The sequence below is a fragment of the Paraburkholderia sp. EG287B genome (assembly GCF_040965595.1).
Classification (GTDB): domain Bacteria; phylum Pseudomonadota; class Gammaproteobacteria; order Burkholderiales; family Burkholderiaceae; genus Paraburkholderia.
Genome location: NZ_JBFRCG010000001.1, coordinates 194,449 through 210,351, shown reverse-complemented (window position 1 = coordinate 210,351; position 15,903 = coordinate 194,449). Strand labels below are relative to the sequence as shown.

The 15,903-nt window shown below is 67.0% G+C and carries 12 protein-coding genes; 4 read left to right on the top strand and 8 right to left on the bottom strand.

The genetic code is table 11. The features are described 5' to 3' along the window. Positions 1-197 precede the first annotated feature (197 nt). Positions 198-329, top strand: coding sequence for a hypothetical protein (locus tag AB4Y40_RS00930; protein ID WP_256094777.1), 132 nt, complete (start codon positions 198-200; stop codon positions 327-329). 18 nt (positions 330-347) lie between these two features. After that, positions 348-1,118 carry a class I SAM-dependent methyltransferase gene (locus AB4Y40_RS00925; protein WP_368686090.1) on the top strand — a complete coding sequence of 257 codons (771 nt, stop codon included), beginning with the start codon at positions 348-350 and terminating at the stop codon, positions 1,116-1,118. Here the strand turns inward: AB4Y40_RS00925 and AB4Y40_RS00920 are convergent. The 4 genes from AB4Y40_RS00920 to AB4Y40_RS00905 all read right to left on the bottom strand — a co-directional run bounded on the left by AB4Y40_RS00920 (position 1,115) and on the right by AB4Y40_RS00905 (position 5,742). Then, positions 1,115-2,623: a flavin-containing monooxygenase gene (locus AB4Y40_RS00920; RefSeq protein ID WP_368686089.1), complete on the bottom strand. Its 1,509-nt coding sequence runs from the start codon at positions 2,621-2,623 to the stop codon at positions 1,115-1,117. The genes AB4Y40_RS00925 and AB4Y40_RS00920 overlap by 4 nt on opposite strands. 94 nt (positions 2,624-2,717) lie before the next feature. Then, a complete protein-coding gene (locus tag AB4Y40_RS00915) occupies positions 2,718-3,884 on the bottom strand; it encodes a tetratricopeptide repeat protein (RefSeq protein WP_368686088.1) in 1,167 nt (388 codons plus the stop codon). Between the two features lie 125 nt (positions 3,885-4,009). Next, complete coding sequence (locus tag AB4Y40_RS00910) at positions 4,010-4,690, bottom strand: PspA/IM30 family protein (protein ID WP_069265671.1); 681 nt, start codon at positions 4,688-4,690, stop codon at positions 4,010-4,012. Positions 4,691-5,088: 398 nt separating this feature from the next. Continuing rightward, positions 5,089-5,742, bottom strand: coding sequence for a hypothetical protein (locus tag AB4Y40_RS00905; RefSeq protein WP_368686087.1), 654 nt, complete (start codon positions 5,740-5,742; stop codon positions 5,089-5,091). A 140-nt stretch (positions 5,743-5,882) separates the two neighbouring features. On the opposite strand from AB4Y40_RS00905, the gene AB4Y40_RS00900 reads away from it, so the two are divergent. Both AB4Y40_RS00900 and AB4Y40_RS00895 read left to right on the top strand, forming a co-directional pair. After that, the gene (locus AB4Y40_RS00900) at positions 5,883-6,179 is read left to right on the top strand and encodes a hypothetical protein (protein WP_368686086.1); all 297 of its coding nucleotides are present in this window, start codon (positions 5,883-5,885) and stop codon (positions 6,177-6,179) included. Positions 6,180-6,342: 163 nt separating this feature from the next. Further along, a complete protein-coding gene (locus AB4Y40_RS00895) occupies positions 6,343-8,871 on the top strand; it encodes a penicillin-binding protein 1A (RefSeq protein ID WP_368686085.1) in 2,529 nt (842 codons plus the stop codon). Positions 8,872-9,263: 392 nt separating this feature from the next. Here the strand turns inward: AB4Y40_RS00895 and AB4Y40_RS00890 are convergent, their stop codons facing one another. The 4 genes from AB4Y40_RS00890 to AB4Y40_RS00875 form a co-directional block, all read right to left on the bottom strand. Next, the gene (locus AB4Y40_RS00890) at positions 9,264-9,884 is read right to left on the bottom strand and encodes a 2-hydroxychromene-2-carboxylate isomerase (protein WP_368686084.1); all 621 of its coding nucleotides are present in this window, start codon (positions 9,882-9,884) and stop codon (positions 9,264-9,266) included. An 84-nt stretch (positions 9,885-9,968) separates the two neighbouring features. Beyond that, positions 9,969-11,552 (bottom strand): efflux transporter outer membrane subunit, encoded by a 1,584-nt coding sequence (locus AB4Y40_RS00885; protein ID WP_368686083.1) that lies wholly within the window; start codon positions 11,550-11,552, stop codon positions 9,969-9,971. Then, positions 11,549-14,704: an efflux RND transporter permease subunit gene (locus AB4Y40_RS00880; RefSeq protein WP_368686082.1), complete on the bottom strand. Its 3,156-nt coding sequence runs from the start codon at positions 14,702-14,704 to the stop codon at positions 11,549-11,551. The genes AB4Y40_RS00885 and AB4Y40_RS00880 overlap by 4 nt, the downstream gene beginning before the upstream one ends. Further along, positions 14,701-15,837: an efflux RND transporter periplasmic adaptor subunit gene (locus AB4Y40_RS00875; protein WP_368686081.1), complete on the bottom strand. Its 1,137-nt coding sequence runs from the start codon at positions 15,835-15,837 to the stop codon at positions 14,701-14,703. The genes AB4Y40_RS00880 and AB4Y40_RS00875 overlap by 4 nt, the downstream gene beginning before the upstream one ends. Between the last annotated feature and the right edge of the window lie 66 nt (positions 15,838-15,903).

Sequence of the window (15,903 nt, the reverse complement as noted above, 5' to 3'; positions counted from 1 at the left end):
GCCATGAAAGCTGCGGACAACTGCCCAAAGCTGCGTGCCCGGTCGTCGGCAGGTCCGATCGCCGGGCTTTCTGAACTTGTTTACGGCGTGTAACACGGCGACTTGAGCGCAGGGGTGGCGCCTGGCGCTATGATCGGGAACTCGGGCGCTTCGAATGCCGGCAATGGGGAGCAAAGGGGCGTCGCGACGGGAGCAAGATGATAGAAGCGATTTTCGGCGGGAGCGCGCCGCTCGCGCTCTGGCAGCAGCTGATCCAGCTCTGGGAGCTGATCGTGATGGTGTTGCGCTTCCTCTGGGAGCTGGTGAAGCTCCTCGGCGGGGGCGGTTGAACGACGAAAGGGCAGACGATGATCGACGATTCCACCCGGCGTTTCACCGACCGGGTCGCAGACTACGTGAAATTCCGGCCGACCTATCCGCGCGAAGTGGCGACCTTCGTGCATGTGGAGTGCGGCATCGCGCCGGGCGCGCCCGTGGCCGACATCGGCGCGGGCACGGGCCTCTCCACGAAACTCTTTCTCGACGCGGGCCATCCGGTCACGGCCGTCGAGCCGAACGCGGCCATGCGCGCCGCGGCGGACGAGCTGCTGGGCGGCTATCAAGGCTATTGCAGCGTGGCGGGTACGGCGGAGGCGACGACGCTCGAAGCCGCGAGCGTGGATCTCGTGAGCGCCGCGCAGGCGTTCCACTGGTTCCACAAGACCGACACGCAGCGCGAATTCGCGCGCATCCTCAAGCCGCGCGGCAAAATCGTGCTGTTCTGGAACAGCCGCCTGCTCGAAGGCTCGGCGTTTTTGGCGGGCTACGAGGCGCTCCTGCAGCGGTTTTGCCCCGACTACGCGCGGGTGGCCGAAACCTATCCCGACTCGGCTGCGATGGCCGACTGGTTCGGCGACGGCTTCGAGCATCAGACGGTGTTCCCGAATGCGCAACTGCTCGACTTCGATGGCCTGCGCGGACGGCTGATGTCGTCGTCGTACGCGCCGCGCGCGGGCGACGAACGCCACGAGCCAATGCTCGCGGCGCTGCGCGAGCTGTTCGAGGCGACACAAAAGGACGGCACCGTGAACTTCGCGTACGAGACGCGCGTGTACGCGGGGCATCCGCAGCGTGTCTAGCGCCCGAACGCGTAGTCGGCGGTGCGCACGCGGCGCGTTTTGCGGCGGAACATGAACGTGAAGCCGGGCCAAAGGGCGGTGTTCTTGCCCGCCCGCGTCAGGTAGTAGCTGCGGCAGCCCGACTGCCACACGGTGCGCGCGAAACGCGCCTGCACGCGCGCGTTCCAGCTTTGCTGCGCCTCGGCGCGAACCTCCATCGTGCGGGCGCCCGAGCGCTGCAGCGCGCGGATGCAGGCCGCGATATAGGCAATATGCGACTCGATCATGTAGATCATCGAGTTGTGCCCGAGCGCCGTATTCGGCCCGATCACGAAGAAGAGATTCGGGAAGCCCGCGACGCTCGCGCCGAGGTAGGCCTCGGGGCCGTCGCGCCGCCATGTCTCGCCGAGGTCCTGGCCGCCTGCGCCCGTCACCTGGAAAGGCGCATCCACATCGTTGACCTGAAAGCCCGTACCGCAGACGATCGCGTCGAAAGGCCGATGCGTGCCGTCGGCGGTGACGATGCCATCGGCGACGACCTCGCGGATCGCGTCGGTCACCAGCTCGACGTTAGGCTGCGCGAGGGCAGGGTAGTAGTCGCTCGAGAGCAGCACGCGCTTGCAGCCCAGCAGATAGTCGGGCGTGAGGCGCGCACGCAGGTTGGGGTCTTTCACCTTGTGCGCGAGGTAGCTCAGCGCGAACTTCGTCGGCGCCTTGAGCAGGCGCGGCTCCACCGCAAAGCCGAGCGCACGCGATTCGTGCTGCCAGTAAATCCTGGCGCGAGCCACGCGTTGCGCCAAGGGCAGGTGCCGATAAATCCAGCGCCAGCGCTCGCTGATGGCGCGGTCGGGCCGCGGCATGATCCACGGCGGCGTGCGCTGAAACACCGTGAGTTGCGCCGCACGCGGCTGGATACGCGGCACGAACTGGATCGCGCTCGCACCGGTGCCGATCACGGCGATGCGCTTGCCTTCGAGCGCGTAGTCGTGTTCCCAGCGCGCCGAGTGGAACAGCTTGCCTTCGAAGCGCTCGATGCCCGCGATATGCGGCAGCGCCGGGCGCGAGAGCGGACCGTTCGCGGCGATCACGATATCGGCTTCGATCGTCGCGAGCGCGCCGTCGCGTTCGATCTCCACCTGCCAGACGCCGCGCGCCTCCAGGAAGCGCGCCGCGCGCACTCGCGAACGGTATTCGATGAAGCGCTCGACGTCGTACTTGTGTGCGCAATGGCGCAGGTAGTCGAGGATTTCGTGCTGCGGCGCGAAGGTGCGCGTCCACGCCGGATTCAGCTCGAACGAAAACGAATAGAGGTGCGAAGGAATATCGCAGGCGGCGCCCGGATAGGCGTTGTCGCGCCAGGTGCCGCCGAGGCCTTCGGCGGCCTCATAGATCGTGAACGAATCCACGCCCATGCGCCGCAGCCGGATCGCCATGCCGATGCCGGAAAAGCCGCTGCCGATGATGGCGATGCGCAGCGCGCCCCCGTTGCCTAGCGCTTCCTTGGCCATGTGTGCGTCCGCCGTCATGTGTGATGTGTCGTGTTGTGCGCCGATGCAAAACGGGCTCCATGAAGGAGCCCGTCGTTGCTTTAGCGGCTTGCGCTCGGGAAGCCTCAGGCGTTCAGGAGTTGTTCCAGTCGTCCGAGCTGTCGTTGCTGCCCATATCGACACCGCCGCCGCCCGAGCCGTCGTCCCAGTCGTTCGAGCCCTGGCCGAAGTCGAGGCCGCCGCCATTGTTGCCGTCGCGCTGAACGCGGCGGCCGTCGTCGTCGACATACACATCGCGCTCGATCACGCGGTCACGGCCATGGTTCAGGGCTTCGCCGAGCAGCACGCCCGTGAGCAGGCCACCCATGCCGCCCATGCCACCGCCGCCTTGCTGCACGATGACCTGCGGCGGTTGCTGCGGCGGCGCAGGCGGATACTGCGGCTGACGTCCGAAGGCGGCGTCGGCTTCGCGCGCGTAGCTGGAGTTGCTGCCGTAGTCGGGCGCTGCAGGCTGCGCATTCGGATCGGGGCGGCCCTCGGCGCGCGCCTTGAGGCTCGCGAACTGGCGCTCGAGATCCTCGATCTCATACGGCGGCCGCGGATTCGCGCTGTTCGAGAGCATTTCGACGAGGCTGCGCAACTGCGCTTCGAGTCCCTCGACTTCCTTTTCGAGCGCTTCGTGACCGGGTGCGGTCGAGAGCTTCACGTCGAGCTTGAGCGAACGCACGCCGTTGAGCAACTCGGTGGCGCGCTTGAGCTGGTCGCGGCGGTCGTCGCCGGCCTTCGCGTCTTCGGTGGACTTCGCACGGCGCAGCGTCCAGCGCAGCACGAGCGCAATGCCAACCAACAAAATGGCGATACCGATCCACATGCCCATACCAGGACCTCGCTTCTGTGGCGCGGGCGCGGCCAGCTGCTGCTGCGTGAACGGGTTGCCCGTGCTGTTCGTGTTGACACTGCCGGCGCGCGAGGCGTCGGAACGAATCTTCGCTTCGACCTGCGCGAAACGCTGCGGCTGGGTGAAGCGGATTTGCGGATCGAGCGACTTCGCCTGCTCGACCTGCGTAAGCGCGTCGCTGTAACGGCCTTCGCGGTCGAGCACCTGGGCGTAGAGGTAGTGCGCGCGAGCGTTGTCCGGATGCGCCTGCAGGACTTCAGTCAGGCCGGAGTCGGCGCGCTGCCAGTCGCCTTGGGACATCGCGGATTCGATCTGCTGCACGCTAGGCACGGCGAACGCAACGCCGCCCGTGAAGGCGAGCGACGCAACGGCGATGCTGGCAGCGGCAAGAAACTTTTTCATGTTGCAGGCCGGGCGGATTGACGCCCGTCTCCATGGCATTCGATACGGGGATGCGGCGCCATCGGGCGCCTGCCGACTGCATCGGCCGCACGGACCATGCCGCGCCGCATCCAGCACGCAGGCGCTTACTGTGCCGGCGTGTTCATCTGCTTCTTGAGCGCCTCGAGGCGCTCGTCGACCGACGGGCCCTTGTTGAGCGCCGCGAGCTTGTCGTCGAGCGCCTTGCCGCTCGACTGGTCGGACGAATTCAGGCGGGCGTCCGAGCGCGCGTTCGACAGCGCGACCTTCTCTTCCAGCTTCTGGAAGTCGCCATCGAGATTCTTCCCGCCGATGCCGCCCAGCGCCGTGGCCGCGACATCCTTCGCCTGGGCGATCTGCTGCTTCGCCTGCAGGATGTTCGAGCGCGCGTTCAGATCGTTGCGGCGTTGGCGCATGTCGTCGATCTGCTGCTTCAGTTGATCGACCGACGGTTCGAGCTTCGCGAGTTCGCCCGCGAGTGCATCGCGTTCGGCTTCGGCGGTTTGCTGCGCGCCGAGCGCTTCGCGTGCGAGCGCTTCGTCGCCCGATTGCAGCGCGCGCTTCGCGCCGTCTTCGTACTTCTTCGCCTTGTCGGCGGCCACGTCGCGCTTGCTTTGCTGCGTCGCGACCTGCGCCTGGATCTCGACGAGCGAGTTCTCCGCGCGGCCGATGCTGTCGTCGAGCTCACGCACGATCTGGCGCGCGTCGCGCGACGGATCCTGCACCGAGTCGGCGGCGTCGTTGAGCAGGCCCTTGACGGTGCGGGAGATGGAGTCGAAAAGCGACATGAATTCCTCCAGTGAAATGAGATCGGCCATGGTGGGCCGAGGTGCGTGTACGCGGTTGGCCACACGCGCCAGCCGGCTGGCAGAGGGCGGATCCATCTGCCAGCTTACGCCGCTTTACGCCTGGTGCGCATGCACGGCGCAAATCGGGGCGAGTGCGGCAATTGCAATAGCGTGAAGGGGTTTTCTTGCACGCGTATGTTCGTCAGGACGAGGCCTGGCTGCACGGCGCGAAGCACCGCTGCAGGCCGGGCGCCGCCATCGATCGCGGATATTACACCACGGCCCGTCTTAAAAGGGACTTAAAGGAATCGGGCCCGCGCGGCGCTCGCGGGCGCGCGTGTAAGCGGGCGTTAAGCCGATCGTGACTCGTGCGTAGGGCGAAGCGGATGCGGCCCGTGTCAGGCGTATTTGCCGCCTTCGGGCGCAGCGTCGTCGCTGCGGGCTTCGTCGCGTGGATCGCTTGCGTCGCGCCGCGAGCGCGCGAAGGGCGCCGAGCTCAGCGGCTGCAGTGGTTCGACGTCGAGCGACTGCGCCGCGGCCGTGTCGAGCGCGGCGCTTTCCGCTGCGGCGGCCGCTTCGGCGCTCAGCCGGGCGACAGCCTGGGCGATTTCGCGCGCGGCATGGCTCACGTCCGCCTCGTCGGTGTGTGCGGCGGGCAGGGGGGCGTTTGGCGCTTGAGGCGTTGCCTCGTGGGGGGCGTCATCATGAATGGCCGCAGCTGCTTCGGTATCCTTTTGCGCGTTGGCAGCCGCGTCGGTCGCACCGATGGCCGCCGCCGCGCCTGCGGGTGGCCGGATCGCGCCCGCACGGCCCACGCGCAGCGGCCTCGCGGCCTTTTGCAGCACCTGGGCGAGGGCGTCGGGTTGACGCGGCGCGTTCAGCCGGTCGACGATGCTCGCGGCCTTCACCTGATCGCTCGTAGCGCTGAATGCGATCACGGCGCGGCGCATGAGTTCGCTGATGCTGATGCCGAGCTCGTCGGCGGTGGCGGAGATCGCGCGCTTTTGCGCGGGCGTAACGAAGACGACGATGCGTTCGCTGGGCTTGTTCATGATCGACGGGCCGTTGGGTCGGCTTCGTATGACGTCGGTTTGCCTGCCTGCGCAACAGCTTTTTGTAAGAATGAATGCGTGCTCGCCTGGGCGCAGACAGGGGCGTGTAGCAGATCTTTCATCATAAGACGAGTGCGCCGATGCGCAATTGGAAGGTGCGCGACCAGGAACAACCCTGCCTGCAAGAATCTGCCGTCAACAACGGCACAATGTCTAATTTGTCGCACGACAGGAAGATGGTTACGAAACTTTTCGCGCATAAAGCCATGATCGGCGCAAGCCAGCGCCTAGGCTGCCAAAAAATCGGGCGGGAAGCGTTTCCCAAGAAACTCTTACAAAAAAAGCGCGACCCGGCGCCCGCGATTTCTTTAGAATGCGCTGTTACATTTCGCGGATGGCGCCTGATCGGGCGGGTATTCGCATGTGGCGTGCCATAGTGCGCGCCGCGCGGCCGGACGGGGGCGTTGCCGGTCGCGCCGCGTCGCCGGGATTGAGCCGGCGACGTCGTATGCCGCATTGGCGCCATGACGCCGTGGTCGAGATCCATGCGCGCGAGTTGCGCGCAGCCGGCGCGCGCGAGACGCGTCCATCATTCCAGTCATGCCTATCATCAAACGACCGCCTTCACCGCAGTACCCGAACGAAGATCGGGAACCCTCCTTCAACAACGGGCGCCAGCCGCCTCGCCGACCTGAATCGGGCGGCGGGTCCGGCGGCAACGGGCCGCGCGACGGGAGCCCGAAGCGGCGCTCCATCGGCACTACGCTCGCGCTCTGGTTCGTCGGCCTGATCGGCACGCTCTGCGTGGTCGGTGCGCTGCTCTTGGGCTACGCGCTCGTCGTGATGGGACCGCAACTGCCGTCGCTCGACGCTCTCACCAACTATCAGCCCAAGGTGCCGCTGCGCATCTATACCGCCGATCACGTGCTGATCGGCGAGTTCGGCGAAGAGCGCCGTCAGCTCGTGCGCTTCCAGGATATTCCTGACATCCAGAAGAAGGCCGTGCTCGCCATCGAGGACTACCGGTTCTACGAGCACGGCGGCGTGGACTTCGTCGGCATCCTGCGCGCGGGCGTGGCGGACCTCATGCACGGCGGCGCCTCGCAGGGCGCGAGCACGATCACGATGCAGGTCGCGCGCAACTTCTTCCTGTCGAGCGAGAAGACCTACACGCGTAAGGTCTACGAGATGCTGCTCGCCTACAAGATCGAGCGCGCACTGACGAAGGACCAGATTCTCGAGCTGTACATGAACCAGATTTATCTGGGTCAGCGCGCCTACGGTTTTTCGGCGGCGGCGCGCGTGTACTTCGGCAAGGACCTGAAGGACATCACGGTCGCTCAGGCGGCGATGCTCGCGGGCCTGCCGAAGGCGCCTTCGGCGTATAACCCGATCGTCAATCCGCACCGCGCGAAGATTCGCCAGGAGTACATCCTCAAGCGCATGCTCGACCTCGGCTACATCACCCAGGCGCAGTACGACGTGGCGATCAAGGAGCCGCTGCAGACGAAGACGGCCGGCACCGAGTACAACGTGCACGCCGAATACGTCGCGGAAATGGTGCGCCAGATGATGTACGCGCAGTACAAGGACGAGACCTATACGCGCGGCCTCACGGTGACGACGACGATCGATTCGGCCGACCAGGACGCCGCGTACGCGGCCGTGCGCAAGGGCGTGATGGACTATGAGCGCCGTCACGGCTATCGCGGACCGGAAGGCTTCGTGCAACTGCCCGCCGACGGCGACGACCGCGAGCAGGCCATCGAAGACGCGCTCACCGATCACCCGGACAACGGCGACCTCGTCTCGGCGGTCGTGACCGACGCGGGCCCGAAGTCGGTGACGGCGCAACAGCTCGACGGCACCTCGGTGACGGTGACGGGCGAGGGCCTGCGCTTCGTCGCCGCCGCGCTCTCGCCGCGCGCGTCGCAGGCGCTGCGCATTCGCCCCGGCTCGATCGTGCGCCTGATGGAAGACGCGAAGGGCAACTGGCAGATCACGCAGCTGCCGCAGGTCGAAGGCGCGCTCGTCTCGCTCACGCCGCAGGACGGTGCGATCCGTGCGCTGATCGGCGGCTTCGACTTCAACAAGAACAAGTTCAACCACATCACGCAGGCATGGCGTCAGCCGGGCTCGAGCTTTAAGCCGTTCATCTACTCGGCTTCGCTCGAAAAGGGCCTCGGACCGGCGACGATCATCAACGACGCGCCGCTGTACTTCCCCCCCAGCTCGCCGGGCGGCGACGCGTGGGAGCCGAAGGACGACGACCAGCCCGAAGGGCCGATGTCGATGCGCCTCGCGCTGCAGAAGTCGAAGAACCTCGTGTCGATCCGCATCCTCTCGTACATCGGCACGAAGTACGCGCAGGACTACGTGACGCAGCGCTTCGGCTTCGACGCGGACAAGACCCCGCCGTACCTGCCGATGGCGCTCGGCGCGGGCCTCGTCACGCCGCTGCAGTCGGCGGGCGCGTATAGCGTGTTCGCGAACGGCGGCTATCGCATCAACCCGTACCTGATCGCCGAAGTGGACGACGCGCGCGGCCAGCCGATCCTGCGCGCGCAGCCGCTGGTGGCGGGCCAGAATGCGCCGCAAACGCTCTCGCCGCGCAACGCGTTCGTGATGAACAGCCTGCTGCACTCGGTGGCGACGGCGGGTACCGGCGCCGGCACCAACGTGCTCCATCGCAACGACCTGCAAGGCAAGACCGGTACGACCAACGACGCCAAGGACGGCTGGTTCGCGGGTTATCAGCGCACGCTGGTTGCCGTGGCGTGGATGGGCTACGACCAGCCGAAGAGTCTAGGCAGCCGCGAATTCGGCGCGCAGCTCGCGTTGCCGATCTGGGTGGAGTACATGCAGCGTGCGCTGCGCGGCGTGCCGCAGGAAGAGCCGGCGATGCCCGAGGGCCTCACGACGATCAACGACGAACTGTTCTTCTCGGACATGACGCCGGGTAGCGGCTTCGTCGCGAGCATCGGTCTGGACTCCGCGAACCCGGCGGGTGCGGCGAGCGATGCGAGCGGCGCGACCGGCAGCATGGGTCCGGGCGGCATGACCCCGCCGAGCGTGACCACGACGGAGAAGAAGCAGATCATGGATCTGTTCGAATCGAACAAGCCTTGATGCTGGTTCGATGAGTTCTGCAGGATAAACACGGCGCGTCGGCAACGGCGCGCCGTGTTTTGTTTGGTGAGCAGAATTTCCTTGTGGGCCAAGGAGTTGGTCGAGCTTTCCAGGGCTTTTCCACAGGGCTGTCAACGAAATCTGTGGGTAACTCTCGCGCTGAGTTTTCCACAGTTTTTGTTGAAGCCCCTGTTCATAACCCTGGGATATCGAAGCTAACTGGCTGACGCCAAAGGCTTTGTGCACAGGCAAGCGGTATGAGGCATCGCGCCTCGAAACACATCGTCAGAACGCAGTCCGAAGGTTTGGCTGTGCGAACCGCGCGAATACGTGACGGCCTGAACAGGCAGGAATACGAACGACTCCACGCTAGTGAAGCGCGGAGAGCAGGACTACGCAGTGTCCCGGTTCCGCGGCGCGCAGAGCGCCGTTTCGATCGCGTCTTCCAGCCGGTCGTTGCCCCAGAACATTGCCTCGCCGACAAAAAACGTCGGTGCGCCGAAGATGCCGAGATCGCGAGCCGCCTGGGTGCGCTCGCGCAGGCGCAGCCGGTTCGCTTCGCTGCCGGCTTCCTCGATGAGCCGCTGTGCCGGCAATCCGAGCGTGTCGAGCAGGTGTGCAACCGCTTCGGGCGAATCGACTTCGAGGTCGTCGCCATAGTTGCGCGTCATGACGGCGCGGCACCAGTCGGGCAGCCACGGCTCGTCGGCGGCGAGCACGGCGATGCGCGTCGCGAGCACGGTGCGGCGGGGAAACTCGGTGGGCTGCTGCCACGGCAGCGCGTATTTGCGGCACTGCCGGCGCATGTCCTGCCACACATAAGCGCCTTTTTCCTTCTGCACGACGAAGGGCGGACCTTCCCAGCCGAGCGCGTCGAGAATGGGGCCGAGGAGGAAGGGCCGCCAGCGAACATCCACGCCATTTCGTGTCGCGAGCGCGTCGATGCGCATCACGCTCAGATAGCTGTAGTTGCTGGCGAGGTCGAACCAGAAGTCGAGCGATGGACGGGGCATGCTGTCGTCTCCATGAAGCGGTTGCGCCGGCGTGCGCGGCGCTTGCGATCATGGTACGCCGAGACGCCCGGACAATCGCGCGTGCTACTTGCCTTGCGCGGCGGCGCCAGTGTCCGATGCGGGCGCGGCAGCGGCCGTGTCCGCCCCGCGGCCACTGCCGAGCGTCGCCGGGTTGACCGGCGGATTGCCCATCGCCTGGAAGAGGGCGGCCGTATCGGAGAGCCGCGTGCCGCGATAGCGGATTTCGTCGAGCCGTGCGTTACGCCATTGCTGCTCGCTTTGGCGCACCGCGTACCACGGCACCGCGCCGAGCTTGTAGCGCGCGTTGGTGTCCTCGTAGACGCCCTGGGCCGTGCGTGCCGAGGTACTGGCCGCGTCGAGGGCCTGGGCGTCGTGATCGAGCGCGGCGAGACGGTCGGCGACATCCTGGAACGCCGTGAGCACCGTTTGCTTATAGGTGTCGTTGGCTGCCTCGTAGGACTGCAGCGCCGCGCGCCGCTGGGCGACGAGTGCGCCGCCGTGGAAGATCGGCTGCGAAAGCGAAGCGCCGATCGCCCACAGCGCGCCCGCGCCGGAGGTCACCACCGGCCAGCTGAAGCCGCCCTGGCCGAGCGCCGCCGAAAGCGTGATGCTCGGGTACATCTGCGCGGTGGCGGCGCCGACGCCGGCGGCGGCCGCCTTGAGCGTGGCTTCGGCGGCTTCGATGTCGGGACGGGTTCTCAGGAGTTCTGAAGGGATGACCACGGGCACCTGCGCGGGCAAGGTCAGGCTGGCGAGATCGAGGTCGGGCGGCGCCTGGTCAGGCGTACGGCCGATCAGCACGGCGAGCGCATGGCGCTGTGCGATCCATTGCTGACGCAGCCCCGGCAGACTCGCCGCGAGCGACGCCGCGCTCTGCTGCGCGCTGAGCAGATCGGTGTGCGAGGCCGAGCCGAGTGCGTAGCGCTTTTGCACGTCGTCGGCCTGCGCATTGGCGAGCGCGATCAGCTGCTCGGTCGTGTCGATCTGCGCATGCAGCGTTGCCGCGCCGAGCGTGCTCGCCACGATGTTCGCCGCGAGCGCGCGCTGCGCGGCCTCGAACTGGAACGCCTGCACGTTCACGCGCGAGGCGAGCGCCGCGTTGTTCAGGCGGGTCGCGCCGAACACGTCGAAGGTGTAGCGCACGTCGATCAAGCCCGCAAAAATCGCGTATTGCAGCCGGTCGATGCCGAACTGCGGGATCGCGGGTTGCTGCTGGCGTTGCGCGATGCCGATGGCGTCGACGGTCGGCAGCAGCGAGCTGCCGATCTGGCCGCGCAACTGCTCGCGCGCGGCTTGCAGGTTGTGGTCGGCGGCGGCGAGGTTCGGGCTGTTGGCGAGCCCCTCGTTGACGAGCGCATCGAGCGCGTCGCAGCCGTAGAGCGTCCACCATTGCGGCACCGGTTCCGCGCCCGTCACGAACTGCTGCGCGACGCCCTGGGCGGCGACCGTCTGTGCCGGTTGCGCCTGCGCACCGTAGTGCTCGGGCTGCGGCATGGCGGGCGGCTCACCGGTTGGGCCCATCGCGCAGCCTGCCAGCGCGAGCGCGGCGCATGCGGCGAGCAAGCCGGGCGCGTGCGGAAAACGTGTTGCGGGCAAACGCGCCGTTTCATGCGGGCCCGACGCCAATGTCGAAGAATCCGTCTTCATGATGCCTGTTCCGGCGTCTTGCCGGTCTCGTCAGTCTCGCTGCTGCGCACGCGGAACGCGGCCGCGTACGCCGCGGGCAGGAAGAACAGCGTGAGCACGGTCGCAATCGTGATGCCGCCCATCAGCGCCGTCGCCATCGGTCCGAAGAAGTTCGAGCGCAACAGCGGAATGAGCGCGAGCACGGCGGCCGCGGCGGTCAGCATGATTGGCCGGAAGCGGCGCACCGTGGCGCCCACCACGGCGTCGAAGCGCTTGTGCCCGGCGCGGATGTCCGTTTCGATCTGGTCCACGAGAATCACCGAGTTGCGCATGATGATTCCGAACATGGCGATCACGCCCAGCATGGCCACGAAGCCGAACGGCTGCCCGAACACGAGCAGGGCGATCACCACGCCGATCAGACCGAGCGGCGCGGTCAGCACGACCATCAGCACGCGCGTGATGCTTTGCAGCTGGATCATGAGCAGCGTGAGCACGGCAATGGCGAGGACCGGCAACTGCGCGAAGATGGACGCCTGGCCCTTCGCGCTTTCCTCCACGGAGCCGCCCACCTCGATGTGGTAGCCGGGCGGCAGCGCGCGCTTGATCGATTCCAGTTTGCCGTCGAGCGCATGCGTGACGTCGATGCCTTGCGCGCCCGCACGCACGTCGGACTGCACGGTGATCGTGGGCTGCCGGTCGCGCGACCAGATCACGCCGTACTCCAGATCGTTGGCGAGATGCCCGAGCGCACCGAGCGGCACCGGGCCGTTCGGTGTGGGCATGGCGAGCGAGAGCAGACGCGCGGGATCGACGCGTTCGGCGGCGGGCGAACGCAGATCGACGCTGATGAGCTTGTCGCGCTCGCGAAATTGCGTGACGGTATAGCCCGAGTACGTCAACTGCAGGAAATTGGCGATGTCCTGCGACGAGACATTGAGCGCGCGCGCCTTTTGCTGGTCGATCTGGAAGTGCAGCGAGCGTCCCGCCGGTTCGTCCCAGTCGAAACTGACGTTGTCGGTACGCGGATCGGCGCGCATCGTCGCCGCCACCTTGTTCGCGATGTCGCGCACGCTCGGGATATCGTCGCCGCTCACGCGGAACTGCACGGGGTAGCCGACCGGCGGCCCGTTCTCGAGGCGCGAGAGACGCGTGCGGATGGCCGGGAACTTGTCGCGCAGCATCGGTTCGAGCCAGCTGGCGAGCTTCTCGCGGTCTTCGACCGACTTCGTCGTGATCACGAACTGCGCGAAATTGGGCTGCTGCAACTGCTGATCGAGCGGCAGATAGAAGCGCGGCGCGCCGGTGCCGACGAAATCGATGAAACGATCGATCTCGGGGCGGCCCTTGATCGCCGCTTCGAGGCGCTTCGTCTGGCGCAGCGTCGCATCGATCGAGGCGCTTTCGGGCAGGCGCACGTCCACGAGCAGCTCGGGCCGGTCGGAACTCGGGAAGAACTGCTGCGGCACGAGCTTGAAGCACGCGAGCGCGGCCACGAACAGCGCGATGGTCAGCACGAGCACGATGGCATGGCGCTCGATGCACCAGCCGATCCAGCCGCGCAGCCGCCGATAGAAACGCGTGTCGTAGATCTCGTGCTCGTGATCGTCGCCATGGGCGGCGTGCGCCGCATCCGGATCGGGCTTGCGCTCGGGCAAGAGCCGGTAGCCCAGCAGCGGGATCAGCACGACGGCCGCGAACCACGAGGCGATCAGCGCGATGGCGGACACCTGGAAGATCGAGCGCGTGTACTCGCCGGTGCTCGACCTCGCGAGCACGATGGGCAGGAAACCCGAAACGGTGACGAGCGTGCCGGTCAGCATCGGGAACGCGGTGCTGGTGTAGGCGAATGCAGCGGCGCGCGTGCGGTTCCAGCCCTGCGCGAGCTTCACTGCCATCATCTCGACGGAAATGATGGCGTCGTCGACGAGCAGGCCGAGCGCGAGCACGAGCGTGCCGAGCGACACCTTGTGCAGACCGATGCCGAAGAGGTACATCGCGAGCGAGGTGACAGCGAGCACGATCGGAATGGTGATGACCACCACCATGCCCGTGCGCACGCCGAGCGAAACGAGGCTCACGAGCAGCACGATGCCCACGGCCTCGGCGACGGCTTCGACGAAGTCGTCCACCGAGCGCGCGACCGCATCGGGCATGCTCGACACCTCCACGAGCTTCAGCCCAGCGGGAAGTTGCGCGCGCAACTGCTCGACGCGCGCATCGAGCGCCTTGCCGAGGCGGATCACGTCGCCGCCCGGCTGCATCGTGAGGCCGATGCCGAGCACCGCCTGGTTCTGGAAGCGCATCTGCGTGGCGAGCGGCTCGTCGTAGCCGCGCCGGATCGTGGCGATGTCGCCCAGCCGAAACGTGCGGTCGTTCACGCGGATCAGCGTATCGGCGAGCACCTTGAGGTCCTCGTACTGGCCGCTCGGGCGCACGAACACGCGGTCGTCGGCGGTCGTGAGCGTGCCCGCGGCGGAGACGCTGTTCTGCGCGCCGATCACCTGGCCGAGCTGCGTGGGCGAGATGCCGAGGCGTGTGAGCTGCGTGTTCGGAATCTCGATGTAGATGCGCTGCTGCGGATCGCCGAAATAATCGACCTTGCCGACGTCGGGCACGCGCAGCAGCTGCTCGCGCAGCTTGTCTGCGTAATCGTGCAGTTGCGCGGGCGAAAAGCCGTCGCCCTCCAGCGCGTAGATGTTGGTGTAGACGTCGCCGAACTCGTCGTTGAAGAACGGCCCTTGCACGCCTTGAGGCAGCGTGTACGCAATGTCGCCGACTTTCTTGCGCACCTGGTACCAGGTCTCGCGCACTTCGCTCACGGGCGCGGAGTCCTTCATCGTGAAGAACACGAGCGATTCGCCGGGCCGCGAATAGCTGCGCAGAAAGTCGATATAAGGCGTTTCCTGCAGCTTGCGGCCGATACGGGTCGTCACCTGGTCCTCAACCTGGCGCGCGCTCGCGCCGGGCCAGAAGGTCTGGATGACCATCACGCGGAACGTGAAGGGAGGGTCTTCCGATTGCGCAAGACGCGTATAGGCGAGCGCGCCGAATATCGTTGCCAGCACAACGAGAAAGGTGACGAGCGCCCGATGCCGCAGCGCCCACGCCGACAGGTTGAAGCGGCCCTCTTCGTGATCGGCGCCGGGACCCGGGTCCGTCGTCTGGCTCATGACGCGAAGTCCTCGGGATGCAGCGGCGCGACCGGCCGTACCCGCTCGCCCGCGTGCACCGTATGGACGCCTTGCAGCACGATGCGCTCGCCGTCCTGCAATCCGCTTGCCACGGTGATCGTGCGCGCGTCGTAGCGCGCGATGCTTACGCGCCGCAACTGCAGCACGTTGTCGGGCGCGTGGACGACCCAGATGGCGGGCGCCTCGCCGTCGTGGAAGAGCGCGGTGGCCGGCACGGTAAACGCGGCCGGCGCGCTGGCCTCGCTCGGGGCCGCGAACGCCACGTTGGCGGTCATGCCGAGGCGCACGTCGGCGTCGGGATGTTCGAGCGTGAGCCGCGCGCGCCACGTGCGGCTTTGCGGGTCCGCCGCGGCGGCGAGTTCGCGCAGGCGCGCCGTGTAGTGGCGGCCGGGCAGGGCACCGAGCGTGACCTGCGCGGTGTCGCCGGTGTGCAGCGCGGCCACGGCGCGCTCGGGCAGGTCGCACACCACGTCGACGTCGCCGCTCCACGCGAGCTGGTAGACCGCCTGGCCGGCCTGCACGTTCTGGCCGGTGTCGGCGTTTTCGGCGGTGATGACACCCGCGTGGTCGGCGACGATCTGCGTATAGCGCAGCTGGTTCTTTGCCAGCGCGAGCTGCTGCTGCGCCTGATCGCGCTGGGCCGCGGCCGAGGCGTAGGCATCCTGCGTCTGTTCGAGCTGCGCGCGGGCGATGAGATTGGCCGCCGACTGGGCCGTGTCGCGATCGAGCTGCTGCTTCGCGAAGCCGAGGCGATGCTGCGCGGCGTCGAATTGGGCCTGCGCGCTGGCCGCGTTCTTTTCGAAGTCTGCAGGATCGAGCCGCGCGAGCGTCTGGCCGGGCTTGACGCTGTCGCCCAGGCGCACGCTGCGCTCGATGATCTTGCCGTTCACGCGAAACGAAAGCGGCGTGGCGTTGCGCGCCTCGATATCGCCTGGATAGACGGGACTCACGCCGCCGCCGTCGGGGTGCACGGTCATCGAGACGACCGTGCGCGGCTGCGGCGGGGCTTCCTTTTCCTTGCCGCAGGCAGCCAGCGTGACGACGCCGAACACGAGAAGCACATTCGCGGCATGCCGCCACGGTGCACTGAACTTACCGGTACCACTGCGCATTCTGCTCGATGCGCCACGACCGCGACGATTCACCTGGACCTCGATAGGCTGGGTGCGCACGCAGAC

Excerpts from the sequence above, each read along its gene's own strand:
- AB4Y40_RS00930 (WP_256094777.1), top strand. The coding sequence starts at position 198 with ATGATAGAAGCGATTTTCGGCGGGAGCGCGCCGCTCGCGCTCTGGCAG.
- AB4Y40_RS00925 (WP_368686090.1), top strand. The coding sequence starts at position 348 with ATGATCGACGATTCCACCCGGCGTTTCACCGACCGGGTCGCAGACTAC.
- AB4Y40_RS00920 (WP_368686089.1), bottom strand. The coding sequence starts at position 2,623 with ATGACGGCGGACGCACACATGGCCAAGGAAGCGCTAGGCAACGGGGGC.
- AB4Y40_RS00915 (WP_368686088.1), bottom strand. The coding sequence starts at position 3,884 with ATGAAAAAGTTTCTTGCCGCTGCCAGCATCGCCGTTGCGTCGCTCGCC.
- AB4Y40_RS00910 (WP_069265671.1), bottom strand. The coding sequence starts at position 4,690 with ATGTCGCTTTTCGACTCCATCTCCCGCACCGTCAAGGGCCTGCTCAAC.
- AB4Y40_RS00905 (WP_368686087.1), bottom strand. The coding sequence starts at position 5,742 with ATGAACAAGCCCAGCGAACGCATCGTCGTCTTCGTTACGCCCGCGCAA.
- AB4Y40_RS00900 (WP_368686086.1), top strand. The coding sequence starts at position 5,883 with ATGCGCAATTGGAAGGTGCGCGACCAGGAACAACCCTGCCTGCAAGAA.
- AB4Y40_RS00895 (WP_368686085.1), top strand. The coding sequence starts at position 6,343 with ATGCCTATCATCAAACGACCGCCTTCACCGCAGTACCCGAACGAAGAT.
- AB4Y40_RS00890 (WP_368686084.1), bottom strand. The coding sequence starts at position 9,884 with ATGCCCCGTCCATCGCTCGACTTCTGGTTCGACCTCGCCAGCAACTAC.
- AB4Y40_RS00885 (WP_368686083.1), bottom strand. The coding sequence starts at position 11,552 with ATGAAGACGGATTCTTCGACATTGGCGTCGGGCCCGCATGAAACGGCG.
- AB4Y40_RS00880 (WP_368686082.1), bottom strand. The coding sequence starts at position 14,704 with ATGAGCCAGACGACGGACCCGGGTCCCGGCGCCGATCACGAAGAGGGC.
- AB4Y40_RS00875 (WP_368686081.1), bottom strand. The coding sequence starts at position 15,837 with ATGCGCAGTGGTACCGGTAAGTTCAGTGCACCGTGGCGGCATGCCGCG.